Below are 23,752 nucleotides of genomic sequence, written 5' to 3' on the forward strand. Positions count from 1 at the left end.
CTAGCAGGAGGGTGAATAAATGGCTACGGAAAAAATCTTAATGCCCCAGCTCGGGGAGAGCGTTACAGAAGGAACAATCAGCAAATGGCTTGTACAGCCTGGTGATCATATAAAGAAATACGATCCGCTTGCTGAAGTAATGACCGATAAGGTAAATGCAGAAATTCCTTCTTCATTTACTGGAGTTATTAAAGAATTGTCTGCTCAGGAAGGCGACACACTCGCTGTAGGCGAGTTGATCTGTTATATCGATACGGAAAGCGGGACAGCGGAAAAAAGTAATGATCAAGCAGCACCAGCAGCTTCTTCTTCTGATAAAAAAGAAGAAGGAACGGCGACTGCTTCTGCAGAAACTGGGCTTCCTAAGCGGGACAAATCTGAGAAAAACCGTTTTTCTCCAGCTGTCCTTCGAATAGCGGATGAACATAACATTGATCTGAACCAAGTGGAAGGTACCGGAATGAATGGCCGGATTACCCGCAAAGATTTAATGAAATTGATTGAATCCGGTAATATTCCGGCACAAGGAACAACACCGGCTCAAGCTCCGATTCAGGAGGCAGCAAACGTCAAGGCCCCAGAACCACAGGCGGCTCCTCAAACTGAAGCACCAAAACCAGCAGCATCGGTTGAAAGCCAGCCTGGCGATATTGAGATTCCAGTTACAGGTGTAAGAAAAGCGATTGCTGCCAACATGGTGAGGAGCAAACACGAAGCTCCTCATGCGTGGACGATGGTCGAAGTAGATGTTACTAACCTGGTGTCTTACCGCAATGGCGTGAAAAACGATTTTAAATCAAAAGAAGGCTACAACTTAACGTTCCTGCCTTTCTTTATCAAAGCTGTCGTCGAATCACTGAAAGAATTCCCTCAATTGAATTCCATGTGGGCTGGCGATAAGATTATACAGAAGAAAGACATTAACATTTCTATCGCTGTAGCGACCGATACTGCACTTTACGTTCCTGTTATCAAACAGGCAGATGAGAAGAGCATCAAAGGTATAGCGCGTGAAGTGAAGGAACTGGCAGATAAAGTCCGTACGAACCGTTTGGGCGCTGATGATATGAAAGGCGGCACGTTCACTGTCAATAATACCGGCTCTTTTGGATCTGTCATGTCTACACCGATTATTAATTACCCGCAAGCAGCGATTCTTTCGGTAGAATCCATTGTAAAACGTCCGGTTGTTATAAATAACGGTATGATCGCAGTCCGTGATATGGTTAATCTTTGTTTGTCACTTGATCACCGCGTACTTGACGGACTTGTCTGCGGAAGGTTCCTTGCCCGTGTTAAAGAACGCTTGGAAAATATTTCGAGTGAAACAACATCTATTTATTAAAAAGAGGTTTATGTGGGAATGAAAAGGGTAAGTAAGAAGTATCAACACCTCCATACCCCATAACCCCCTAAAGAAAAGACGCTTCGGTAAGCGTCTTTTCTTTGTATTCATAGAGAAAACGGGTAAAATAAAGGTAGAAAGGGGAGGTCAGCAATGAATTTAAATTTTAACTTTTTCATGAATGATGCCGTTGAATCAGCACGAAAAGAAATCGTAGAGGCTGGATATACGCAATTAACGACGCCTGAAGAGGTAGATGAAGCACTAGCTAAAAATGGAACAACGTTGGTTATGATCAATTCTGTATGCGGATGCGCAGGCGGTATTGCCAGGCCGGCTGCTTCTTATTCAGTTAAGCAGGGTATCCGCCCGGATCATCTCGTTACCGTTTTTGCCGGACAGGATAAGGAAGCGACAGAGAAAGCGCGTTCTTATTTTACCGGTTATCCTCCTTCTTCCCCATCCTTTGCGCTTCTAAAAGATGGAGAAATTCAAACGATGGTACAAAGACACGAAATTGAAGGCGAAGAACCGATGGAAGTTGTCAATAAATTAATTAGTGCGTTTAATACCTATTGCAAATAAACATTTAAGACCCATTCTCTTTTAGAGGATGGGTTTTATTATGCACTATCATGAATAGAAATACATTCGGAATTATCTAAAAACTAATATCACTCACTTTTTGTGTTAAAATACATTATATTGAATAAATATGAATGCATAAATTTTTTAGAGACACTTTTTAAGAAAGTTGGGGGATATAATGCTAAAAAGAACCTATGTATTGCTTTCACTTGCGCTATTGATCATTTTCAGTGCAGTGGGGGCTGTATTGCCAATGGGCGAGCACCAGGCTTTAGCAAAAGAAAAACATAAAAAAACACTGGTGATGGGAACATCTGCCGATTATGCGCCTTATGAGTATATCGATACGACCAAAGGCAACAAAATCATTGGTTTTGATGTGGATGTGGCTAATCACATCGCGGACAAGCTTGGCTATAATCTCGTCATAAAAGATATGGATTTTAACGGGTTGGTTCCTGCACTTGATTCAAAGCGGGTCGATTTCGTCATGGCTGGCATGACGCCGAATGCAGAGCGGAAGAAGAAGGTGGATTTCTCAAACACCTACTATCAAGCTAAGCAACTGGTAGTTACAGATAATCCTAAAATTAAAACGATTCAGGATTTAAAAGGAAAAACAATTGGTGTCCAGCTAGGTTCCATCCAGGAAAATGAAGCGAAAAAAATTGCTGATAAAGTGGACAAGGTTCATATTGAAAAAAGAAATAAAGTTCCTGACCTTGTACAGGAAATTATGTCAAAAAGATTTGATGGAGCCGTTATTGAAGACGGAGTCGCTATTGAATATCTAAATAAAAACTCAGATTTAAGTGCTTTTGAAATACCTGATTCCGCATCTGCCGGTTCTGCGGTTGCCCTTCAAAAAGGAAGTAAGCTGACGGATGATTTTAATCAGCAGATTGCGCTGATGAAAAAGAATGGCGAGCTGGATAAAATCGCCAAGAAATGGTTTGAGCCGAAATCCAAGAAAAAAGCAGAGAAGAAATCGATTGTTGACTTTTCAACCATCATGCCATCTGTACCGTATATTTTAAAAGGCATATTAACGACCCTGAAATTTGTGGTTGTGTCCATTCTTTTAGGCTTTGTGCTTGGTACGATCCTTTCTCTGTTCAAAATAAGCAAAGTGAAAGTGCTTCGATGGGGAGCAGACGCTTATACGTCCATCTTCCGTGGAACACCGCTTATTCTTCAGCTGCTCATCATCTATAATGCGACACCTCAGCTGACTGGATATAAAATCGAACCATTTCTTGCGGGTGTACTGACCTTTGGATTGAACTCAGCAGCTTACGTTTCCGAAATCATCAGGGCCGGAATCAATGGAGTTGATAAAGGGCAGCGTGAAGCTTCTATGGCGCTTGGGGTCTCCTATGGTTCAATGATGAGACAGATCATCCTTCCTCAAGCCTTGAAGAACATTCTGCCGGCACTGATGAACGAATTTATTACCCTAACGAAGGAATCAGCCATCATTGCGGTGATTGGTACGACAGATATCATGAGGCGCGCACAGATTGTCGGGGCGGATACGTACCGTTATTTTGAGCCGCTGATAACTGCAGGAATCATCTATTATCTGATGGTAATGGCATTAACTGTTCTGGGACGAAAGCTTGAAAGGAGAATGAGCCGCGGTGATTAAAATCGAAAACCTTCATAAAAGATTTGGAAAAAACGAAGTATTAAAAGGCATTTCCACTGAGATCGGACAAGGCGAGGTCGTTGCGATCATCGGTCCTTCCGGCTCAGGGAAATCGACTTTCCTCCGATGTATAAACATGCTTGAAGAACCGACGGATGGAAAAATCTTATTCAAGGATCAGGAGGTAACTGCTCAAGCATCTAAAATCCAGCAAGTCCGAAAGAAGATCGGGATGGTGTTTCAGCATTTTCATCTCTTTCCGCATATGACTGTAATGGACAACTTAACGTATGCACCGGTTACCGTTAATAAAGTTTCTAAACGCGAGGCAGAAGCAGCTGCCCGTGAGCTTCTGAAGAGAGTCGGTCTTGCTGATAAAGAAGCCGAATATCCCGGCAGGCTTTCCGGTGGCCAGAAGCAGCGTGTAGCGATTGCAAGAGCTCTTGCGATGAATCCGGAAGTAATGCTCTTTGATGAACCCACGTCTGCTCTTGATCCTGAGATGGTAAAGGAAGTACTTGACGTTATGAAATCCCTTGCTCAAAGCGGGATGACCATGGCCATCGTCACTCATGAGATGGGCTTCGCCAAGGAAGTGGCGGACCGTGTTCTATTTTTGGATGACGGTGTGCTTGTGGAAGATGCTGAGCCGGCTGAATTTTTTGAACAGCAAAAAACAGAAAGAGCGAAATCCTTTCTTGAAAAAGTATTATAAGAGACCTTTTCAGGTCTCTTTTTTTGCTGGAAGTAATGTCCAGCTCCAGCACCCAAAGCTGAAAACATGTTTTTTGTTTTCAGCATAAAAGATGAAATATGAATCTTATTTCATCCCTGGTCCTTGAAAGATGAAAAGTTAATATCTCTTTTTCATCCTTGGTCGCCTCACTCTTACTTCACAACACAAACTACGTGTTGCTGTGTAAGAATTCCAGCGCTTGTCGGACCTAACAGGGCGCTTCCGCTTTTCTATGTGCATGTGAAAATTCTTTCTGCCGCATGCTAAACATGAGATAATCGTTGGGAGTACAGCAAGAAAGGAAGGCTAATATGCCAGCAATCAAAATCGGCTACAGGACGGTAAAGACAGCAATCGGGACGGCTCTTGCTATCGGCATCGCTCAGTGGTTGGGTCTGGAATTCTACAGCTCCGCAGGAATATTAACAATTCTTTGTGTTAAAGTGACGCAGAAACGGTCCTTGATCAGTTCCTGGGAACGGTTTGCGGCATGTATTATCGGTATATTGTTTGCCGCGGTTTTTTTCAATGTTCTAGGGTACCATCCTTGGAGCATCGGGCTGCTGATCCTGATGTTTATCCCTGTCCTTGTTGCCTTAAACCTTAAGGAAGGCATCATTACAAGTTCGGTAATCATTCTTCATCTGTATACACTGGAATACCTCAGCTGGAAAGCGGTAGGGAATGAAGTTGCCCTGATTTGTATCGGAATCGGCATGGCCCTTATCGTCAACTTGTATATGCCAAGCATGGAACATACCGTTAAGAAGATCCAGTCGGACCTCGAGGAACAATTCAAATCCATCTTTCTTGAGTTTCGGGACTATCTGTATGACCATAACCATCTTTGGGACGGGCATGAGATCACTAAAGCGGCCCAGCTGATCGATGAGGGGAAGGATCTTGCTTTCCGTGATGTGGAGAATCATACGGTACGCTATGAAAATGAATATTACCTTTATTTCAGGATGAGGGAAAAGCAGCTTGAACTGATCGAGAGGATGATGCCGATCCTTTCTTCTATTGATCAGAGATATATGCAGGGGTACATCCTTGGAAATTTCTTCAATGAATTGAGCGAAGCCGTACATCCGGGCAATACGGCAGTCATCTATCTTGATAGTATTGAAAAATTGAGAGGCAAGTTCCGAGAGATGGATTTGCCGAAAGACCGGGAAGAATTTGAGACAAGATCGAAGCTGCTTCATCTTTTAAATGAGATTGAGCGTTACTTGCAGATTAAGAAAAGCTTTAAGAAAAGTGATATTTAGTGCAAAAAAAATAAGCCGCAAAGGCTTATTTTTTTTGGTTTTTATTAGAACAATGCACTTATCCCCGTCAGCAAGGTTGTCAGCAGCAAGGAGCCAAGCATGATAAAGACTATGGTTTTTATTAATTTTCGAGACATCATTACCCTCCTTATCCAATTATTATTGTACAAGGAATTGAACAGTGTAACAAGATTTCCTTCCATCTGTCTATAATTTTAGCAATTTTGGCAGGAAAAAGCGTTTTCAAAAAGAAAGTAATGTAAGAAAGAAAATGTCGAATGATAGGTTATAGGAGGCAGCCATATGAGCAAGCATCAGGAGAGAGTAAAGAATTGGAAGCTGGCAACAGAGAAAAGCATGCAGCGGTTTCCAGAACGAAAGCAAACATTTGAAACGAGTTCAAAGTTTGAGATTGACCGGCTTTATGGAGCAGAAGCAGAAGATTACGATATAGAGAAACTTGGATTGCCTGGCGAATATCCCTATACTAGGGGTATACAGCCAACGATGTACAGGGCCCGCTACTGGACGATGAGGCAATATGCCGGCTTTGGTTCTGCTGAAGAGACCAACAAGCGGTTCCGCTACCTGTTAAAACAAGGGCAAACGGGTCTTTCCGTCGCTTTTGATCTTCCTACCCAGATCGGCTATGACTCTGATCATGCGATGTCCAAGGGAGAAGTAGGGAAGGTAGGGGTAGCCATCGATTCATTGGAAGATATGGAAGCGCTTTTACGGGATATCCCGCTGGATCAGGTCAGTACTTCGATGACAATCAATGCACCTGCATCCGTCTTGCTGGCAATGTACATTGCTGTGGCAGAAAAGCAAGGTGTTTCTTCAGAAAAAATATCCGGTACGATTCAGAATGATATTTTAAAAGAGTACATTGCGAGGGGAACGTATATTTTTCCTCCTAAGCCGTCTATGCGCCTCATCACGGATATATTTGCATATTGCAAGGAACAGGTACCGAAATGGAACACCATAAGTATATCAGGCTACCATATCCGCGAAGCCGGGGCGAATGCTGTTCAAGAGCTGGCATTTACGATTGCCAATGGAAAAGCGTATGTCGATGCAGCCTTGGAAGCCGGATTGAACATCGATGACTTTGCACCGAGGCTGGCGTTTTTCTTTAACGCCCATAATCAGTTCTTTGAGGAAGTCGCCAAGTTCAGGGCAGCCAGAAGAATATGGGCCAAACTTATGAAGGAACATTATCAGGCAAAGAACCCGAAGAGCTGGCAGCTTCGTTTTCACACCCAAACAGGCGGCTCTACGCTGACGGCCCAGCAGCCTGATAACAATATTGTCCGTGTAACCCTTCAGGCGCTGTCAGCCGTAATGGGTGGCACTCAAAGCCTGCATACGAATTCGAGGGATGAAGCACTCGCCCTTCCGACCGAGGATTCTGCGAGAATCGCGTTAAGAACTCAGCAGATCATCGCCCATGAGAGCGGGGTGGCGGATACGGTGGATCCTCTGGCCGGATCTTATTATGTGGAGCACCTGACGGATGTCATGGAGGAAGAAGTCAAACTTTATCTTGAAAAAATCGAATCACTGGGCGGAGCAGTGGCTGCTGTTGAACAAGGTTACATGCAGCGCGAAATTCATCATACGTCTTATGAAATACAAAAGGCGATTGAAAAAGGGGATGAAGTCATCGTAGGCATGAATTCATTCACGGTTGATAATGAAGTCCAGCCTGAACTTTTAAGAGTCGATCCAACACTGGGGGAGAAGCAAAAAGAAAAGCTGAACCGTTTGAAGTCTGCGAGGGACCACGACCGAGTGAGCGCTCGGTTGGATGCGCTGCGCCAAGGTGCTCAAGGAGCAGAAAATCTTATGCCGCTCATTTTGGACTGTGTGCGTGATTATTGCACGATCGGAGAGATCTGCGGCATCCTCCGGGAAGAGTTTGGGGAATTTACAGGAATATAGACAGACAGGAGTGGGAAGAACAATGAATAAGAAAATACGTGTGCTGGTAGCAAAGCCAGGGCTTGACGGGCATGACCGCGGAGCTCTTGTGATCTCTCAGGCTCTTCGTGATTATGGGATGGAGGTCATTTATACCGGCCTTCGCCAGACGCCAGAACAAATTGTAGCTGCTGCTGTGCAGGAAGATGTGGATGCCATCGGTTTATCTTGTCTGTCTGGAGCACATAATGAACTGTTTCCTGAGGTGATGTCGCTTTTAAAACAGCGGGGAGCAGAGGATATTATCGTAATAGGAGGCGGTGTTATCCCCTGGGAGGACATTCCTTTCCTTGAATCAGCGGGCGTAAGAAAGATATTTACACCCGGCACACCAACGGTTGAAACCGCTAAATTCATTGAGGCAGCCGTGCTCGAGCGGGATGGTTATCCAGCACCAGCAGGCATGGAACCGCCAAAAAAAATCGACCATATCGGCATAGCCGTCGAATCCCTCGATGAGGTTCTTCCGTTTTATGTGAACACACTCGGTCTTAAGCTTGAAGCTGTCGAAGACGTGAAGTCTCAAAAGGTAAAGGTAGCTTTTTTGAAGATCGGCCAGACACGGCTGGAGCTTCTAGAGCCAATGGATGAACAGAGTCCGATCCGGCAATTTATTATCAAACGCGGACAGGGGGTCCACCATGTCGCTCTAGGTGTGGAAGATATTGCTTCGAGAATCGAAGAATTGAAGAAAGCCGGTGTTAACATGATTCAGGATCAGCCGGTGAAAGGTGCGGGCGGGGCATCCATCGCATTCATCCATCCATCTTCTACTCATAAGGTGCTGTTTGAACTGTGCGAAAAACACGAAAAGGGAGGAGGAGTGTCCTGATGGATATGTACGATAAAATGGACGAATTATATGACAGGAAACGTGAGATTGAGCTTGGCGGCGGAGACGAGAAGATTGATAAACAGCATGAGCGCGGAAAACTGACCGCAAGGGAGCGAATCGATCTTTTGCTCGATGAGGGAACGTTTGTGGAGTTGAATCCTTTTATTGAGCACCGCTGCACCGATTTTGGTCTGCAGAATATGAAGGCTCCTGGAGAGGGAGTTGTTACAGGCTATGGAAAGATTCACGGCCGGCCGGTTTATTTATTTGCTCAGGATTTTACGGTTTTTGGAGGAGCGTTAGGAGAGATGCATGCTCACAAGATCGCCAGTGTGATGGATCTTGCGGCTAAGAATGGAACACCGTTTATCGGACTGAACGATTCAGGAGGAGCGAGAATTCAGGAAGGTGTTGTTTCTCTGGACGGCTACGGGCAGATCTTTTACAGAAACTCCATCTACTCTGGTGTCATTCCACAGATTTCAGTTATTCTGGGGCCTTGTGCAGGTGGAGCTGTCTATTCACCGGCTATTACGGATTTCGTTTTCATGGTGGAGCAGACAAGCCAAATGTTTATCACCGGGCCGAAAGTCATCGAAACGGTAACGGGCGAAAAAATTTCATCTGAGGATCTTGGCGGGGCAAAGGTACATAGCACGAAAAGTGGAAACGCCCATTTTATGGGGGAAACAGAGGCTCAAGTGCTCGAGCAGGTTAGGGCGCTGGTAGCCTTGCTTCCTCAAAACAATAAAGAAAAACCGGCTAGAATAGAAGTTCAGGAGCACAAGAATGATGACCGCCCGGATATTGCCGAGGTGGTACCTGTGGATGCCACAAAACCTTACGATGTTCGTAAGGTCATCGAGCAAGTGGTCGATCAGGATACTTTTTTAGAAGTTCAAGCGTATTTTGCCAGAAACATAGTCATTGGTTTTGCCAGGATTAAGGGTGAAGTGGTAGGATTAGTATGTAATCAGCCAAAAGTTATGGCTGGCGGCCTTGATATTGATTCTTCGGATAAGGCATCGCGCTTTATTCGTTTTTGTGACGCTTTTAATATTCCGATTATCACCTTTGAGGACGTCACCGGATTTTTTCCAGGAATTAAACAGGAGCACGGCGGCATCATAAGACACGGAGCTAAAATCCTGTATGCCTATTCCGAGGCAACCGTCCCAAAAATAACGGTCATTACCCGCAAGGCTTATGGCGGGGCTTATGTGGCATTAAACAGCAAGTCCATCGGCGCTGACCTTGTTTTTGCCTGGCCAAATGCGGAGATCGCAGTCATGGGACCGCAGGGTGCGGCGAACATCATCTTTGCCAGAGAAATCGAACAAAGCGATGATCCTGAAGCGACAAGGCAGGCTAAGATTGACGAGTACCGGACGAAGTTTGCCAATCCTTACGTTGCAGCTGCAAGAGGAATGGTCGATGATGTCATCAACCCACGGGATACGAGGATCAAATGTATTCAAGCACTGGAAATGCTGCGGACGAAGCATGAGGAAAGGCCCTGGAAGAAACATGGCAATATCCCGTTATAATGGAGGAAGACACAATGGTTAATGAGCAACGATTACTAGAAGAGTTTTTGGAATTGATACAGATCGATTCTGAAACAAAATTTGAAAAGGAAATCTCCAAAGTCCTTACTAAAAAATTCACTGATCTTGGTGTCGAAGTATTCGAAGACGACGCTGAGTCCAAAACTGAACACGGCGCCGGCAACCTGATTTGTACGCTGAAAGGCAACAAAGGCGGGGTGGATCCAATTTATTTCACCTCCCATATGGATACGGTCGTACCTGGCAATGGGGTAAAACCTTCGATTAAAGATGGGTATGTTGTAACCGATGGAACGACCATTCTTGGGGCGGACGACAAGGCAGGCCTCGCAGCGATGCTCGAAGCCGTTAAACTTTTAAAGGAACAAAATATTAAACACGGAGACATCCAGTTCATCATCACAGTTGGGGAAGAGTCAGGGCTTGTAGGAGCGAAAGAACTGGATCCTGCCCGATTAACCGCAAAATTCGGTTTCGCGCTCGACAGTGACGGCAAAGTCGGTGACATTATTGTTGCAGCGCCGACACAAGCTAAACTGATGGTTGATATCTATGGAAAGACCGCGCATGCCGGTGTTGCTCCTGAAAAAGGTGTATCAGCCATCACAATCGCTGCAAAAGCCATTTCTAAAATGCCGCTCGGAAGAATTGATGAAGAAACCACGGCTAACATCGGAAGGTTTGAAGGAGGCACACAGACCAATATCGTTTGTGATCATGTGGCCATTTTGGCAGAAGCCCGTTCTCTCGTAACAGAGAAAATGGAAGCTCAGGTTGCTAAGATGAAAGAGGCATTTGAAGCAACGGCTTCTAAGTTCGGCGGACGTGCTGAAGTGAATGTGAAAGTCATGTACCCTGGATTTAAGTTTAGTGATGGAGACCATGTCGTTGAAGTGGCTAAGAAAGCTGCTGAAAGGATCGGACGTTCTCACCGCTTGCTGCAAAGCGGCGGCGGAAGTGATGCGAATGTGATTGCCGGTCATGGGATTCCAACTGTCAACCTTGCTGTAGGCTACGAGGAAATACACACTAAAAATGAAAAAATGCCGATCGAGGAACTGGTGAAAACAGCCGAGATCGTGGTTGCAGTCATTCAGGAAGTAGCAGGAGAGTAAAGCTAAGGGGCTGTCCAGAAAGTCATAAACTGACCTTCTGGCAGCTCCTTTTTTAAAAAAATTTGACTGTGGAAACATTACATGCAAAAAAATCTTCGATGACAAGTTGAGTGGAGTGGAAGGTGCGAGACTCCAGCGGGACGAGCGTGACAGATGAGACCCGCAGGCGCTTGCGCCGGGGGGCTCAACGCACGCCCCGCGGAAAGCGAGTAGCCTGAAACGGAAATCAACCACTTCTAAGAGCAACAAAGATTACGAAAACAGCCTTTTGTTATGTCCCCCTCAGGTCAAGGTTGACATATATAGCTCGAATTAGTATATTTGGTTGTAGTTTAATCATGGAAAAAAATGTCTAAATAGGATGGGAAGCCGGAGGGATTGGATGAGTGAACTTGCGAACATGCATATGATGATGAATTATTTGCGGGGAGTGTACAAGGTTCTTGAAGATGAATGGCAAAAATCAGCGAAGTCATTGGGATTGACCCAAGCTGAACAGCATATTCTATGGATTGTATCCTTTGAACGAGAAGCGACGATTTCCCGCATAGCACACCTCGGATTATGGGATGTTTCGACAGTCATGCAGGTTATAAAACGCCTGAAAGATAAAGGCTTAATACAATTATTGAAAAAAGATCATGATCGGCGAATTTCGTACGTAACGCTTACGGAAGAAGGAGCAAAAAGACAGCAGATGTCTTCTGAAGGCAAATACTCAGTGTACAGTTATCTGCAGGCCTGGAGCAAGGATCATGGGAACCAGGAATTTCTGGTGCAGCTTGTAAACTTACATAGGGATATGAATGAGCATTTTCACGGAACAGAATACGTGGAATGGATTGAAAACACAGGCAGGCAGCTGCGGGATAAAGTGGAGACAAGGTGAATAAACCTTGTCTTTTTTATGGTGTGAACCCTGTGATAGTGAACGGCTTTCGCTTTTCTTATGATCTCCCATTTCATATAATGGGAAAGGAAAAGGATTGAAGGAGATGGAACAACATGGATAGGTCTGCCAATATAAAACGAAGATTTATCCTGCATGTCGACATGAACAGCTTTTATGCTTCTGTAGAAAGTATGATGGATCCCACTTTAAAGGGAAAGCCTCTTGCGATCGCCGGCAATCCCGAAGAGCGCCGCGGCATCATCGTAACCTGCAGCTATGAAGCACGTAAGTTTGGAGTGAAAACTACGATGCCTCTGTGGCAGGCAAAAAAACTTTGTCCATCTCTTATCGTCTTACGGCCGGATTTTCAAAAATACAGGACGATGTCTCAGAAGATGTTTCAGCTGCTTCGGGAATATACTGAGCTTGTAGAGCCTGTTTCAATCGATGAAGGATATCTTGATATTACGAGGATATCCATGAGCCCCATCGAAGCTGCCGAGGAAATTCAAAACAGGCTGTATCATGAACTGGGTCTTCCCTCCAGCATAGGGATTGCCCCGAATAAATTTCTTGCGAAGATGGCTTCAGATATGAAGAAACCTATGGGGATTACCGTCTTGCGAAAGCGGGAGATCCGGCAGATCCTCTGGCCGATGACCGTAGGTGAAATGCATGGGATCGGAAAGGCCACAGAAGAAAAACTAAAAAAATATAATATTCATACGATCGGTGACCTGGCAAAGGAAGACGCGTACAGTTTAAAACACCGCTTCGGAAAAAACGGAGTGAGGATGTGGGAGCGTGCGAACGGGATCGATGACCGCCCAGTAGACCCGGAGCGCGCCTCAGAATTTCAATCCGTTGGCAACTCGACCACTCTGGCTGAAGACGTGAGAGATGAAACGGAGCTTAAACGCGTCTTTTCAGTTCTGGCTGATTCAGTTGAACGCCGGATGAAAGGGAAGAAAGTCGTCGGTCAAAATCTTCAGATCGTGATCCGGTATGGAGACAGGAAGACGGTTACGAGAAGCAAGACACTGGAGAATCCCTTTCATGATAAGAGTGAAATCCTGGAACATGCCTGGTCCTTGTTTACAAAACACTGGAACGGTGAACCTGTACGGCTGCTCGGCATTACGGCCGCGGATGTTATCCCTAAAGAAAAAGCCTATAAACAGATGGACTTGTTTACTTTTGAACAGGAAAAAAAACGGGATGATGTAAATCGATTGATCAGTGATATTCAAAAAAAGTTTGGTGATCATTCCATTATTCGAGGCAAACTAACAGATGATCCATCATAGCTATAGGTTGTAGACAGCTTTTTATCGAGCCAAAGGCCGGGTGATTATAATTGAAGAAAAGTATCCATCTGCCATACGTGCTTGGATTTTTGTTGCTTTTTATTTTCTTTTTTCTGCTTGCAGCCGTCTATCGGGAGGCTGGCGTAAAGAGACTGGATCAGACGGTGATTGATGCAGTAACGGCATATCAGCCCCACGAGCTGACCCGAGCTTTTATAGTGATCACAAACAGTGCAGCAAGGACCAATGAATTTATAGTGCTTGCCGTGTTCTCTGCTTTTTCTATTTTATGGAGGAGGAGCTGGCTTGAACCGGTAATCCTGGGGATTTGTTTGTTTGTCATCCGTTACGGTAACGCTTTTCTTAAAGGAATCTATGAAAGAAAGAGGCCATCCCTCCATCGCCTAGTTGATATCGGAGGATATAGTTTCCCGAGCGGACACGCCATGATCTCCATCGGTTTTTTTGGACTGTTATTCTACCTTCTTGTGAGACAGGCTAAGCATAGTTGGATGCGGCATCTTATAACCGCTGGGGGATGTGTTTATATCGTGCTTGTCGGATTAAGCAGAGTCTATCTTGGTGTGCATTATCCGAGTGATGTGCTGGCAGGATTTCTTGCGGGAGGAAGCTTGCTCCTTTTTTTCGTTGTCACTTATCGCCTCATGATTTCTATTTTAAAGCATGAAAGGAATAGCTGATATGGAACTTCATTTTCTGGGAACGGGAGCCGGAATGCCTTCAAAGGAACGGAATGTTTCTTCGGTTGCCCTTAAATTCCTGCAGACGGGAGGAGAAATCTGGCTCTTTGACTGCGGAGAAGCTACACAGCATCAAATCCTGCACACTTCTCTCAAACCGCGTAAGATCAATAAAATTTTCATTACTCATCTGCACGGTGACCATCTATTCGGTCTGCCGGGCCTGCTGGGAAGCCGCTCCTTCCAAAATGGTGAAGAGAGTCCGGTATCCATATACGGACCAAAGGGAATAAAGGCCTTCATCGACACCTCTTTGAACATAAGCCAGACGCATCTTACCTATCCGATTCAAGTGATAGAAATAGATGAAGGGCTGATCTGTGAAGAGGAAGGCCGCCGGGTATACGCCAAGCAACTTGAGCATGTGATCCCTTGTTTCGGTTTTCGCGTAGAAGAGCAGGCACAGCCCGGAAAGCTGGAAGCCGGCTTGTTAAAAAAGATGGGCCTTCCGCCCGGTCCTTTATATCAGCAATTGAAAGAAGGCAGGGATATTACTCTGGAGGACGGAACGGTGCTCAAGAGCAGTGAATTTGTTTCCCCTCCTGTTCCTGGCCGGATTGTCGCTATCCTTGGCGATACTAAATACTGCGAGAATGCGGTGGAGCTGGGAAGAGATGCTGAGGTACTTATTCATGAGGCTACTGTTCTTCACGAACTGGCTGAAAAGGCAGCGGAATTCGGCCATTCTTCAGCCAGATCGGCTGCTGTTACCGCCAAACGGGCGAATGCAGCTGCCTTGATCTTGAACCATATCAGTTCCAGATATCATAAAGAGGAGAAGACTCTTCTTTTAAAAGAGGCACGGGAAGTCTTTCCGAATACGCAGATTGCCGATGACTTCAGTGTCTTTCCAATTGAAAAGCTCAGCAAAAAATGAGCGGGCAGCCGCTCATTTTTTTTTTAACTTATTATACATTTCAAGGATTAAGCTTTTTTGTTCAGTAATTTCTCCATTTCTAACAGCCAACGCCACATCGGGTACATCTGTGATGATGGCATCCACCCGCCAATTCATTAAATAATGCAGCCATTTTTCTTGATTGACCGTATAAGGCCTGACCCGTATCCCATGCTCATGAAGGCTTTGCAGTATCACGGGATGAAGGCTCTTAAATTGAGGATGCACACTCAGCGAACCCATGCTTCTTGCATAGTTCCATGGCTCGTAGATGGCCGAAGAGTAGAGGGGAGCAATGTCAATGTAAGAGTCCATGCTCCTTAATTTCACAAGGCTGTAATGGTTAAAAGATGAATAGATCGTTTTTTCTTTCATTCCATAAGCATTTACGAGATTGTATACTTTTTTCTCTAAATCTTCATACATCACTTTGTTATTCTTCAATTCTATATTGAGAAGCAGCGGCTTGGTACAGATCCATTGCAGGAACTCTTCTAGTGTGAGGATCCGTTCATTTTGAAAGGTTGGAGAAAACCAGCTTCCCGCGTCCAGCTGTTTAATTTCAGCGAGCGTGAAATTTTTTACATATCCTTTTCCGTTGGTTGTCCGTTTGACCGTATCATCGTGAATGACGACAGGAACACCGTCGCTTGTTAAATGGACATCAATTTCAAGTCCGTCTGCGCCCATTTCATAAGCCCGAGTATAGGAGGCCATTGTGTTTTCGGGGCATACCTTGCTTGCGCCCCGGTGTCCAAAGATTTTTGTCATAGCGGGAAAAACTCCTTTCCTCTTTATATTTTACCTTAACATAAGCAGGTCAAACGTTCTAAATCCAAGAAAAAAACAAGCCCATTCCCTTTCAGGGGCTTGTTTAGGTGGCTCGCGCCGATGTGCGTTCGATGCTCACATCATTTTTTACGATCCATTTTATAAAATCTTTTTCCTTTTTTGTCAGTGGCCGTGTAAGAAACTGCTCAAACTCTTTAAACAACAGATTGTACCGCTTGAATTCTTCTTGATCAAGCATCTTATACCTCCCGTTGCTGCTCTATAGTCGTTTTATTATAAAATTAAATAACAGAATTGTCAAACTATTCCTTCGGCAGAGGGCGGGGTGTACATGCTCCCGAGCTCTTCAGAGCGCTGTGCGGCACGCTTGACGCATGATTCAATCGCTTCTTTTACTTTAAAATGGTCCAGCATTTGAATTCCGGCTTCGGTGGTTCCACCCGGACTGGTTACCTTTTGCCGAAGCAGCCGGGGATGTTCGCCGCTCATTTTCAGCATATGGGCAGCACCCAACAGGGTCTGCGCGATCAAATCCCTTGCCTCAGTTTCACTGAGATTGAGCGAGGAGGCTGCCTGTTGCATCGCTTCTACTAAATAATAAACATAAGCGGGACCGCTTCCTGCCAACCCGGTTACGGCGTGCAGGCTTTCTTCTTTCAAGCAGGTGGTCGTTCCGATGCAATTAAAAAGCTCTTCGGCCCGTTTTACATGTTGCTCTTCAGCATACTTTCCAGCGGCGAGGCCGGTTGCAGAATAACCGATCGCAGCAGATGTGTTCGGCATCGCCCGTATGACAGGGGCATCCGTATGAAGCAGAGTGGAGATGTGATCTGTTGATATCCCCGCAAGTACGGAAATGACAAGGTGCTGTTTATGGATAGCGTCCCTGATCGAGTGCAGGGCGTCTTCAGCATCTTTCGGCTTCATAGCAAGGATGATGATTTCTGCCTCACGCACTGCATCTGCGGCTGAGGCGGAAATTTTTATCTCATACTTCCTTTGCAGTTCAAGAAGCCTTTTTGTGTTCATTCTGTTTGTGGCAATGATCTGTTCAGGTGAGGCCAGCTTGTTGGCGATCAATCCTGAAATCATTGCTTCTGCCATGGCACCTGCTCCGATAAACGCGATTTTTTTATTCACGGCAATCCCTCCAACTTAGGTTAACGTAAAAACGCACTCCTCGATCCTTGGAAAAGGACGGAGGAGTGCGGTCCGCGGTACCACCTTAATTGGCTTGGTAAAAAGCCCAGCTTATCGCCTGTATCGAAGGCATACGATCAGGTTCAATCCCTGATGGCTCGGGGGATAGGTTCATTCATTTCGCACTGCTGGAATCTTTCAGCCGGTGGATTCCATTCTCTTTCAGCCGTTTAATGAATTACTGGTCCCTTTCAGCGCCGTGTTCAGCGTTCAGTTATTACAAAACATTATGCAATGAGTCAGTACAGTATGTCAAGTTTATAAAAAAGATAATTTTGAATATTTACTTTTTTTATAGTGCTGATCTTTTGCTATACTGTTTGATATATATATGCATGAGAAGAGGTCAGGTGAAAATGTTGAACCAGAATATTATAACCATCGCGCTTCCGACACCGTTTCCGGTAGGGGATGTCAATGTCTATCTCATACGGGGAGAAAAGCTTACCCTTGTTGACTGCGGACCAAAAACGCCTGAGGCATGGAGCATCTTCCGGGAGAAACTGGCGGAGAACGGGCTGGAAGAAAACGATATTGAACAGGTGGTCTTTACCCATTATCACCCGGACCATGTCGGACTTTATTCATACTTTACGAGCCCGGTGCCTGTTGTGCTCGCAAGTTTAGAAGAAATACCCTATCTCAGCCAGCAGCAAGAATTTTTTGTACATAGAAATCAATTTTATGAGGGGTTTTACAAAAAAATGGGAATGCCGGAAGAAGCCGTCCGGTTTGAACATAGGAAATTAAAGAAGTATCTTGAGTTTTCTGCTGTGGTCCATGCTTCCCCGGCGTTGTATGAAGGAGAAGAAGTGCCAGGGCTGCCAGGGTGGACAATCATGAAAACACCGGGCCATTCTCCAGATCATCTTTCTCTGTTTCATCAAGAGAGCGGTATTATGATCGGAGGGGACTTTTTGCTGCAGCGTATTTCTTCCAACGCACTCATCGAGCCTCCCCCTCTCACGAAAAGAGACCGGCCTAAACCGCTGCTGCAATACCGGGATTCACTAAAGACAGCAGCCGAACTCCCTATAACCGTCATCCTGCCGGGGCATGGACTTCCGATCTCCAACAGTTCTGAGTTGATCGAAGAAAGGCTTGCACAGCAGAACAACCGGGCGGATGTCCTATGGGAGATGCTCGCCGGATATAAGACGGCTTATGAATTAAGCAAGCTTTTATTCCCGAGCATCTATCAAAAGGAACCTGGGCTTACTCTCTCCGAAACCGTTGGGCATCTTGATCTGCTTGAAGAGGAGGGAAGGATTCAAACGGAGGACATAAAGGGTATTATTTACTACAAGCGGGCAGAAGGAGCGTAAGATATGAAGGAACTAAAAGGAAAAACGGTGGTTATCACAGGGGCTTCCGGAGGGCTTGGAGCCCGGATCGCGTTTGATGCGGCAAGCCTTGGTGCTAAGCCGGTGCTGATCGCCAGAAGTCTGGACAAACTAGTGAACGTAAAAAAAGATCTAAAAGAACATTTTGAGGTGGAAGCGCTGATCTATTCGCTGGACGTTAGCAACGCAGAAGAGGTGAAAGCGGTTTTCGCAGAGATCACTCGTACGGTTTCTGTCGATGTTCTGATCAACAACGCTGGATTTGGAATATTCGACTACTTCATTGATGCGGACCTAAATGATCTTTCCTGCATGCTTCAGACCAACGTGGTCGGCCTGATGGCTTGTACACAGGCAGTGCTGCCGCAAATGCTGGAACGGCGTTCTGGCCATATTATCAATATTGCGTCACAGGCAGGAAAGATATCCACTCCGAAGTCGACCGGATATGCCGCTTCTAAACACGCTGTTCTTGGCTTCTCAAACGGATTGCGGATGGAACTCGCAGACAGTGGAATATGGGTAACAGCCGTCAACCCGGGGCCGATTGAAACGAACTTTTTTTCCATCGCAGACAAATCGGGTTCCTATGAGAAAAACATCAAGAAGTGGATGCTGTCCCCAGAGTATGTTTCTAGAAAAATCATTTCGGCGATCGGCCGTCCTGTCCGTGAGATCAATCTGCCTCTTTGGATGAATGCAGGCAGTACGCTTTATCAGCTTTTTCCCCGGCTTGTAGAAAAGCTTGGCGGAAATGCATTCAAACAAAAATAGACAATAATTATATTATGTAAACAAAAAGATGCGCTGATATACGCATCTTTTTTCTTTTCCTAAACCTTCACCAAAAGGAAGAAAGTCTTAATTTGATAGGTCTAAAGAACCTATTGTGGTTTGTCTGGGGAGAGAACGGGTATAAGTAACTTACAGGTTATAGACCGCAACAACAGAAAGAGGGGTAGCAGTTATGAATAAAAAAGTTTTATTTATATCAGACCATGGAGACCCGCTGGCAAAACTGGGCGGAAAGCAAGCTGGAGGACAGAATAATTATGTGTACCATTTGGCGCTTGCCATGGAAAATAGGGGATGGGATGTTGATGTCATAACCCACTGGTGTGATAAAGATGCTCCGCAGATGGAGGCGTTTGGAAAACGCTCTAGAGTTATCCGTATCCAAGCCGGTATCAAAGGCTTTGTATCCAAAAATGAAATGTTTCAAATATTACCCGCCTTTTTTAAAGAAATCGAGGAACTTGTTCCTGTTGAACAATATGATATAATTCATACTCATTACTGGCTGTCAGGAATATTAGGCCGCCAGCTTCGCAGAAAGTACAATATACCGTTTGTCCATACTTCACATTCCCTTGGAGCAGCTAAAGAACGGGCCACAGGAGAAAGGGATGAGCGCAGGTTCCAGTATGAACGAACCATTCTCCGTTCCGCTAACCGCGTGATCGCCACGACCAACAGCGAGAAGAGCCTGATCCATGACTTTACTAAACAGCCTGCACCTGTTGATGTCATTCCGATCGGTGTATCTCCAACTTTTTATCCTTTAAACCAAAAACCCGCAATAAAACAAAAATTGGACGTTTACGGCCCCCTCGTGTTTTATGCCGGCCGTCTGGAAGAAACCAAGGGTGTTGAAACCCTCCTTAAAGCATTCAGATACTTGATTCAATGGGGTGACGTCCCGTCAAACACAAGACTGATTCTTGCTGGAGGACAGAAAGAAGAAATCGGTGATGACCAGCTTCCGATTCAGGAAAAACAGCGTTCTTGGGTGAAAGGAATTGAGCGTTATGTTCAGTTTGTAGGGCCGAAAAGCCAGGAGGAGCTGGCGGAATACTTTAACGCTGCCAACGTTGCTGTCGTGCCTTCCTATTATGAATCGTTCGGAATGGTGGCTGCAGAGGCACAGGCATGCGGATGTCCAGTGATTGCCTCACGTGTCGGCGGGCTTCAAAATGTGGTCGTTGAAGGAGAAACAGGGCTGCTCGTCAACCCGAAAGACGCTCAGGACTTGGCGCTCACCCTGGAAATTATTTTAAACAATGACATCATTGCGCAAAGGCTCGGCAAACAGGCATCCTCTCTTGCAGAACGCGATTACCGCTGGCCGAATGTGGCAGCGAGGGTAGAGCAGGTGTACGAGGAGGTTCTGTCAGGTGAAACGAGAAAACGTTACACATCTTTTAGCTACTGATCTAGACGGAACCTTAGTGGGAGAGAAGGAACTGACTTCTTTGCTGTTTGATTATTATAAAGAACGTCCCTACAATGTGCAGCTCGTTTATGTTACAGGAAGACACTATGCTTCTACTATGGAGCTGATCAAAGAGGAAGAGCTTCCGATGCCTTCCATCCTCATTTCGGATGTTGGTACGGAAATGTATGATTTGAATGATCCAGAGCTTCATGAGCGCTGGAAAAAAACATTGGAAGAAAAGTGGAATCCCGTTGATATTTCTCGCATCGTTCAATCCTGCAGCGGATTAACGCCTCAATCGATTCCATCCGTGCATCGGCTTTCCTATTTTGCAGAAAGCGATGAGGCGGTTGAGGAAGTGAAACAGAAGTTGAGCGGCAGTACGGTGCCGCACAAGCTGATTTTCAGTTCTGGAAGAGATGTAGACATTCTTCCGCCAAATGCAGGGAAGGGAGAGGCGCTATCCTTTCTGCTTCGGGAAAAAGGCTGGGAGAAAGCAAATGTATTAGTTGCCGGCGATTCCGGCAATGACCGTGATATGATTACACTTGGATATCCGGCTGTCGTTGTCGGAAACTGCCAAAAGGAATTAAAACAGCTGCCAGACCACCCTATGATTTTCCGTGCGCAAAAGCATTGTGCAGGCGGAATTCATGAAGCGTGGGAGCATTTCTTTGAAAAAACTCCAGTTAAGAATAGCATATAAAGGAAGCAAACCCCTTATAAGCCTCGCTTATCGGGGGTTTGCTTATTCTTTTGTAATAAAGCTGTATACGACATCTTGAACCGTCAAATAAGGATCTTCTGCCTCTTCGGTTTGAAGTTCTTTTTTTATTCGTTCCTGCAGGAGAGCATAATCCTTTTCAGTATAAGGGATGGCCTCTTTCTCGTAAAAATAATCCAGCAAAGCCTTTTCCAGCCATTTGCGCAGCAGCTGATTTTCCATTCTGCACTTCCTTTCCCCTCCCAACAATGTAGCCTACGAATGCCTGCCGGTCAATGGATTTTTTAAGCCGGAAAGCCCCCTGAAAAAATTTCCATTGAGAAGAGAACATATATTCGGTTAAAATGGGTATACATAATAAATGAGAACGAACGTTTGCTTTTGGAGGGGTGAAGGAAGTTGATCGATTATTCTATGATTCAAAATCGTTCAATTCTGTGCATGGACATGAAAAGTTTTTATGCCAGCTGTGCGGCTGTGCGCTTAGGGCTGGACCCGCTGACCTGTTACCTTGCTGTAGTAGGGAATACAGAGAGGCAGGGAAGTGTGGTCCTGGCTGCTTCTCCTTGTCTGAAAAGAGATTTTGGAATAAGAACCGGAAGCCGGCTGTTTGAGATTCCGAAAGACAGCCGTATTCACATCGTGGATGCCCAAATGGCTTTTTTTCTACAGCGTTCCATGGAGATCACGCGCCTGCTCAATCGGTTTGTTCCAAAAGAGGCCATTCATACTTACAGTGTGGATGAAAGTTTTATTCAGGCAGACGGGACAGAACGCCTGTGGGGAGGGCCGGTGCAGCTGGCCCAGGCCATCCGGATTGCCATAAAAGAAGAGTTCGGTCTGCCTTGCGCCATCGGAATCGGGCCGAACATGCTGATGTCTAAGCTCTGTCTGGATTTGGATGCGAAGAAGAAAGGCGTGGAAGAATGGACGTATGAGGACATTCCGGAGAAGCTATGGAAACTTTCTCCCTTGAGCAAGATGTGGGGCATCGGTTCCCGTGTGGAACGGACGCTTAATCTGATGGGCATTACAACCGTAGGCGATCTTGCCCATTATCCGCTGGAGCTCTTGGAAAAAAAATTCGGCGTGATGGGAAATCAGCTTTATTATCATGCGTGGGGAGTGGATCTCTCGGAGGTGGGGGCTCCCATCATGCAAGGCCAGATCAGCTATGGAAAAAGCCAGATCCTTCTTCGTGATTATACCGATCCGAAAGAGGTTCAGCATGTTATTTTAGAAATGTGCGAAGAAGTGGCAAGGCGGGCCAGAACAGCGAAAAAAGCAGGAAGAACGGTCAGTCTGGGAATCGGCTACAGCAAAGAAGAATGGGGCGGGGGTTTTTACCGTTCAAAGACCGTAGCTGAACCGACTAACATTACGATGGAGATCTACCAGGTGTGCCTGGAACTCTTTCATACCTTTTATGAAGGAAAGACGGTCCGTAAAATCACCATTGCTCTATCCAATGTATGTGAAGATAACGAAACGCAGCTCAGCATCTTTACACTTGAGCATCCTAAAAAGCGAAAGCTTGGATACGTGATGGACGATATCCGCAGGAAATACGGCTCCAATGCTCTTCTCCGGGCCGTTTCCTATACGAGCGGAGGAACGGCTCTGCACCGCAGCACCCTTTTAGGCGGGCATAAAGCATAAAACCAGAATGGAGGGTCTCTAATGATCAAAGACCGCGGAAGCATCAAATGGACGGCAATGATGCTGCCTGAGCACGTAAAGCAGTTAAGGGACTGGGAGCGGGAAGAGGCGTGGCTTGAGAACACTGAGCTTGATGAACAGCAGTTGGAGGAAATGAACCAGCAGATCTTTTTTGCGATGGAAGAGGCAAGGAAAGTAGCCGTCCTTTGCCGTAACCCCCTTGGTGAAAAAGCAATACTGGGCCTCATCCATTACTATGACCCTCATCGCCGTCTGCTCAGAATAATGAATGATGAAGGAAAGAAACAGGATGTTTCTCTCGATGCCATCATAGGGATAGAGATGGATGTTTAAAGACAAATAAAAAAAGGGGCTGTCCTGAAAGTCGAAAATTGACCTTCAGGCAGCTCCTTTGACGTGAAAAATCTTCAATGAAAAGTTGATTGGAGTGCAAGGTGCGAGACTCCTGCGGGACTAGCGTGACAGGTGAGACTCCCGCAGGCGCTTGCGCCAAAAAGTAGGCGTTCACGCCGGTAAGGCTCACCGCACGCCTCGCGGAAAGCGAGCAGCCTGGAGCGGAGATCAACAGCTACCAGACTTCTTGGACAGCCCCTTATTCGGCCTCAGCAAACAGATCAGAGGCCAATAATTTTCTCTGCAGGGAGTCAAGATTCGCTTCGCTTGAAATTTCGATTTCTTGCCCTGGCTGTATGGATAATGCGATAAGGCCGAGCAGGCTTTTTCCGTCGGCTGTCTTATCTCCTTTTTTAACATACACGGCTTCTTCATAACTTCCCGTGAACTGGACGAATTGGCTTGCGTTTCCGGCATAGATGGGTTTTTTCGCAATAATTCTCAAGTTAATCTCT

26 protein-coding genes are annotated in these 23,752 nt (G+C 45.6%); 19 read left to right on the top strand and 7 right to left on the bottom strand.

Annotated elements, in window-relative coordinates; translation table 11 throughout:
• Positions 1-19 precede the first annotated feature (19 nt).
• The 5 genes from AR335_RS10375 (at position 20) to AR335_RS10395 (ending at position 5,588) form a co-directional block, all read left to right on the top strand.
• Positions 20-1,345: a dihydrolipoamide acetyltransferase family protein gene (locus AR335_RS10375; RefSeq protein ID WP_062235133.1), complete on the top strand. Its 1,326-nt coding sequence runs from the start codon at positions 20-22 to the stop codon at positions 1,343-1,345.
• Positions 1,346-1,498: 153 nt separating this feature from the next.
• Positions 1,499-1,930, top strand: a complete 432-nt coding sequence (locus AR335_RS10380) for a BrxA/BrxB family bacilliredoxin (RefSeq protein WP_053357950.1) — start codon at positions 1,499-1,501, stop codon at positions 1,928-1,930.
• Positions 1,931-2,111: 181 nt separating this feature from the next.
• On the top strand, positions 2,112-3,581 hold the full coding sequence (locus AR335_RS25375; protein ID WP_062235135.1) for an ABC transporter substrate-binding protein/permease: 1,470 nt from the start codon (positions 2,112-2,114) through the stop codon (positions 3,579-3,581).
• Complete coding sequence (locus AR335_RS10390) at positions 3,574-4,296, top strand: amino acid ABC transporter ATP-binding protein (protein ID WP_062235138.1); 723 nt, start codon at positions 3,574-3,576, stop codon at positions 4,294-4,296. The genes AR335_RS25375 and AR335_RS10390 overlap by 8 nt, the downstream gene beginning before the upstream one ends.
• Positions 4,297-4,628: 332 nt before the next feature.
• A complete protein-coding gene (locus AR335_RS10395) occupies positions 4,629-5,588 on the top strand; it encodes an aromatic acid exporter family protein (RefSeq protein ID WP_062235141.1) in 960 nt (319 codons plus the stop codon).
• Positions 5,589-5,632: 44 nt separating this feature from the next.
• Here the strand turns inward: AR335_RS10395 and prli42 are convergent, their stop codons facing one another.
• Positions 5,633-5,725 carry a stressosome-associated protein Prli42 gene (prli42, locus tag AR335_RS23930; RefSeq protein ID WP_156316366.1) on the bottom strand — a complete coding sequence of 31 codons (93 nt, stop codon included), beginning with the start codon at positions 5,723-5,725 and terminating at the stop codon, positions 5,633-5,635.
• A 166-nt stretch (positions 5,726-5,891) separates the two neighbouring features.
• Here prli42 and AR335_RS10400 point away from each other — a divergent pair, with 166 nt between their 5' ends.
• The 8 genes from AR335_RS10400 (at position 5,892) to rnz (ending at position 14,929) form a co-directional block, all read left to right on the top strand.
• Complete coding sequence (locus tag AR335_RS10400) at positions 5,892-7,535, top strand: acyl-CoA mutase large subunit family protein (RefSeq protein ID WP_062235144.1); 1,644 nt, start codon at positions 5,892-5,894, stop codon at positions 7,533-7,535.
• 22 nt (positions 7,536-7,557) lie between these two features.
• Positions 7,558-8,406, top strand: coding sequence for a methylmalonyl-CoA epimerase (gene mce, locus AR335_RS10405; RefSeq protein ID WP_062235146.1), 849 nt, complete (start codon positions 7,558-7,560; stop codon positions 8,404-8,406).
• Positions 8,406-9,956, top strand: a complete 1,551-nt coding sequence (locus AR335_RS10410; protein WP_062235149.1) for an acyl-CoA carboxylase subunit beta — start codon at positions 8,406-8,408, stop codon at positions 9,954-9,956. Before mce ends, AR335_RS10410 begins: the two co-directional genes overlap by 1 nt.
• A gap of 14 nt (positions 9,957-9,970) precedes the next feature.
• Positions 9,971-11,092, top strand: a complete 1,122-nt coding sequence (locus AR335_RS10415; RefSeq protein ID WP_062235151.1) for a tripeptidase T — start codon at positions 9,971-9,973, stop codon at positions 11,090-11,092.
• 382 nt (positions 11,093-11,474) lie between these two features.
• Complete coding sequence (locus AR335_RS10420; RefSeq protein ID WP_062235153.1) at positions 11,475-11,981, top strand: winged helix DNA-binding protein; 507 nt, start codon at positions 11,475-11,477, stop codon at positions 11,979-11,981.
• 116 nt (positions 11,982-12,097) lie between these two features.
• Positions 12,098-13,291 carry a DNA polymerase IV gene (locus tag AR335_RS10425; RefSeq protein ID WP_062235156.1) on the top strand — a complete coding sequence of 398 codons (1,194 nt, stop codon included), beginning with the start codon at positions 12,098-12,100 and terminating at the stop codon, positions 13,289-13,291.
• Positions 13,292-13,341: 50 nt separating this feature from the next.
• Positions 13,342-13,992: a phosphatase PAP2 family protein gene (locus AR335_RS10430; protein ID WP_062235160.1), complete on the top strand. Its 651-nt coding sequence runs from the start codon at positions 13,342-13,344 to the stop codon at positions 13,990-13,992.
• 1 nt (position 13,993) lies between these two features.
• Positions 13,994-14,929, top strand: a complete 936-nt coding sequence (gene rnz / locus AR335_RS10435) for a ribonuclease Z (protein ID WP_062235164.1) — start codon at positions 13,994-13,996, stop codon at positions 14,927-14,929.
• Between the two features lie 12 nt (positions 14,930-14,941).
• On the opposite strand, the gene AR335_RS10440 is transcribed toward rnz, so the two are convergent.
• The 3 genes from AR335_RS10440 to proC form a co-directional block, all read right to left on the bottom strand.
• On the bottom strand, positions 14,942-15,721 hold the full coding sequence (locus tag AR335_RS10440; protein ID WP_082683443.1) for a glycerophosphodiester phosphodiesterase: 780 nt from the start codon (positions 15,719-15,721) through the stop codon (positions 14,942-14,944).
• A 103-nt stretch (positions 15,722-15,824) separates the two neighbouring features.
• Positions 15,825-15,980: a hypothetical protein gene (locus AR335_RS23940; RefSeq protein ID WP_156316367.1), complete on the bottom strand. Its 156-nt coding sequence runs from the start codon at positions 15,978-15,980 to the stop codon at positions 15,825-15,827.
• A 59-nt stretch (positions 15,981-16,039) separates the two neighbouring features.
• Complete coding sequence (proC, locus tag AR335_RS10445; RefSeq protein WP_156418922.1) at positions 16,040-16,888, bottom strand: pyrroline-5-carboxylate reductase; 849 nt, start codon at positions 16,886-16,888, stop codon at positions 16,040-16,042.
• Positions 16,889-17,298: 410 nt separating this feature from the next.
• Here proC and AR335_RS10450 point away from each other — a divergent pair, with 410 nt between their 5' ends.
• The 4 genes from AR335_RS10450 (at position 17,299) to AR335_RS10465 (ending at position 21,206) form a co-directional block, all read left to right on the top strand.
• A complete protein-coding gene (locus tag AR335_RS10450; RefSeq protein ID WP_062235166.1) occupies positions 17,299-18,267 on the top strand; it encodes an MBL fold metallo-hydrolase in 969 nt (322 codons plus the stop codon).
• A gap of 3 nt (positions 18,268-18,270) precedes the next feature.
• A complete protein-coding gene (locus tag AR335_RS10455) occupies positions 18,271-19,059 on the top strand; it encodes an SDR family NAD(P)-dependent oxidoreductase (protein ID WP_062235169.1) in 789 nt (262 codons plus the stop codon).
• Positions 19,060-19,252: 193 nt separating this feature from the next.
• Positions 19,253-20,497, top strand: coding sequence for a glycosyltransferase (locus AR335_RS10460; protein WP_062235172.1), 1,245 nt, complete (start codon positions 19,253-19,255; stop codon positions 20,495-20,497).
• Positions 20,460-21,206: an HAD-IIB family hydrolase gene (locus AR335_RS10465; RefSeq protein WP_062235174.1), complete on the top strand. Its 747-nt coding sequence runs from the start codon at positions 20,460-20,462 to the stop codon at positions 21,204-21,206. Before AR335_RS10460 ends, AR335_RS10465 begins: the two co-directional genes overlap by 38 nt.
• Before the next feature lie 42 nt (positions 21,207-21,248).
• On the opposite strand, the gene AR335_RS10470 is transcribed toward AR335_RS10465, so the two are convergent.
• On the bottom strand, positions 21,249-21,446 hold the full coding sequence (locus tag AR335_RS10470; RefSeq protein ID WP_062235177.1) for a YqzH family protein: 198 nt from the start codon (positions 21,444-21,446) through the stop codon (positions 21,249-21,251).
• Positions 21,447-21,623: 177 nt separating this feature from the next.
• On the opposite strand from AR335_RS10470, the gene AR335_RS10475 reads away from it, so the two are divergent.
• Positions 21,624-22,883 (top strand): DNA polymerase thumb domain-containing protein, encoded by a 1,260-nt coding sequence (locus AR335_RS10475; protein ID WP_053357967.1) that lies wholly within the window; start codon positions 21,624-21,626, stop codon positions 22,881-22,883.
• A gap of 21 nt (positions 22,884-22,904) precedes the next feature.
• Entirely contained in the window at positions 22,905-23,237 is a 333-nt protein-coding gene (locus AR335_RS10480; protein WP_062235179.1) for a YolD-like family protein, read from the top strand.
• Here AR335_RS10480 and AR335_RS23945 read toward each other — a convergent pair.
• Positions 23,212-23,469 (bottom strand): hypothetical protein, encoded by a 258-nt coding sequence (locus AR335_RS23945; RefSeq protein WP_156418923.1) that lies wholly within the window; start codon positions 23,467-23,469, stop codon positions 23,212-23,214. The two genes, AR335_RS10480 and AR335_RS23945, sit on opposite strands and share 26 nt — an antisense overlap.
• A 27-nt stretch (positions 23,470-23,496) precedes the next feature.
• A complete protein-coding gene (locus AR335_RS10485; RefSeq protein ID WP_053357969.1) occupies positions 23,497-23,742 on the bottom strand; it encodes an HPr family phosphocarrier protein in 246 nt (81 codons plus the stop codon).
• Between the last annotated feature and the right edge of the window lie 10 nt (positions 23,743-23,752).

The sequence above is a fragment of the Fictibacillus sp. FJAT-27399 genome, assembly GCF_001510655.1.
Taxonomy (GTDB): Bacteria; Bacillota; Bacilli; order Bacillales; family Fictibacillaceae; genus Fictibacillus_C; species Fictibacillus_C marinisediminis.

What these genes read in the sequence shown, in the direction of transcription:
- AR335_RS10450 (WP_062235166.1), top strand. Translation starts at nt 17,299, where the DNA reads ATGTTGAACCAGAATATTATAACCATCGCGCTTCCGACACCGTTTCCG.
- AR335_RS23940 (WP_156316367.1), bottom strand. Translation starts at nt 15,980, where the DNA reads ATGCTTGATCAAGAAGAATTCAAGCGGTACAATCTGTTGTTTAAAGAG.
- AR335_RS10375 (WP_062235133.1), top strand. Translation starts at nt 20, where the DNA reads ATGGCTACGGAAAAAATCTTAATGCCCCAGCTCGGGGAGAGCGTTACA.
- AR335_RS10460 (WP_062235172.1), top strand. Translation starts at nt 19,253, where the DNA reads ATGAATAAAAAAGTTTTATTTATATCAGACCATGGAGACCCGCTGGCA.
- AR335_RS10455 (WP_062235169.1), top strand. Translation starts at nt 18,271, where the DNA reads ATGAAGGAACTAAAAGGAAAAACGGTGGTTATCACAGGGGCTTCCGGA.
- AR335_RS10380 (WP_053357950.1), top strand. Translation starts at nt 1,499, where the DNA reads ATGAATTTAAATTTTAACTTTTTCATGAATGATGCCGTTGAATCAGCA.
- AR335_RS25375 (WP_062235135.1), top strand. Translation starts at nt 2,112, where the DNA reads ATGCTAAAAAGAACCTATGTATTGCTTTCACTTGCGCTATTGATCATT.
- AR335_RS10440 (WP_082683443.1), bottom strand. Translation starts at nt 15,721, where the DNA reads ATGACAAAAATCTTTGGACACCGGGGCGCAAGCAAGGTATGCCCCGAA.
- AR335_RS10415 (WP_062235151.1), top strand. Translation starts at nt 9,971, where the DNA reads ATGGTTAATGAGCAACGATTACTAGAAGAGTTTTTGGAATTGATACAG.
- prli42 (WP_156316366.1), bottom strand. Translation starts at nt 5,725, where the DNA reads ATGTCTCGAAAATTAATAAAAACCATAGTCTTTATCATGCTTGGCTCC.
- AR335_RS10480 (WP_062235179.1), top strand. Translation starts at nt 22,905, where the DNA reads ATGATCAAAGACCGCGGAAGCATCAAATGGACGGCAATGATGCTGCCT.
- mce (WP_062235146.1), top strand. Translation starts at nt 7,558, where the DNA reads ATGAATAAGAAAATACGTGTGCTGGTAGCAAAGCCAGGGCTTGACGGG.
- AR335_RS10420 (WP_062235153.1), top strand. Translation starts at nt 11,475, where the DNA reads ATGAGTGAACTTGCGAACATGCATATGATGATGAATTATTTGCGGGGA.
- AR335_RS10470 (WP_062235177.1), bottom strand. Translation starts at nt 21,446, where the DNA reads ATGGAAAATCAGCTGCTGCGCAAATGGCTGGAAAAGGCTTTGCTGGAT.
- AR335_RS10410 (WP_062235149.1), top strand. Translation starts at nt 8,406, where the DNA reads ATGGATATGTACGATAAAATGGACGAATTATATGACAGGAAACGTGAG.
- AR335_RS10425 (WP_062235156.1), top strand. Translation starts at nt 12,098, where the DNA reads ATGGATAGGTCTGCCAATATAAAACGAAGATTTATCCTGCATGTCGAC.
- rnz (WP_062235164.1), top strand. Translation starts at nt 13,994, where the DNA reads ATGGAACTTCATTTTCTGGGAACGGGAGCCGGAATGCCTTCAAAGGAA.
- AR335_RS10395 (WP_062235141.1), top strand. Translation starts at nt 4,629, where the DNA reads ATGCCAGCAATCAAAATCGGCTACAGGACGGTAAAGACAGCAATCGGG.
- AR335_RS10400 (WP_062235144.1), top strand. Translation starts at nt 5,892, where the DNA reads ATGAGCAAGCATCAGGAGAGAGTAAAGAATTGGAAGCTGGCAACAGAG.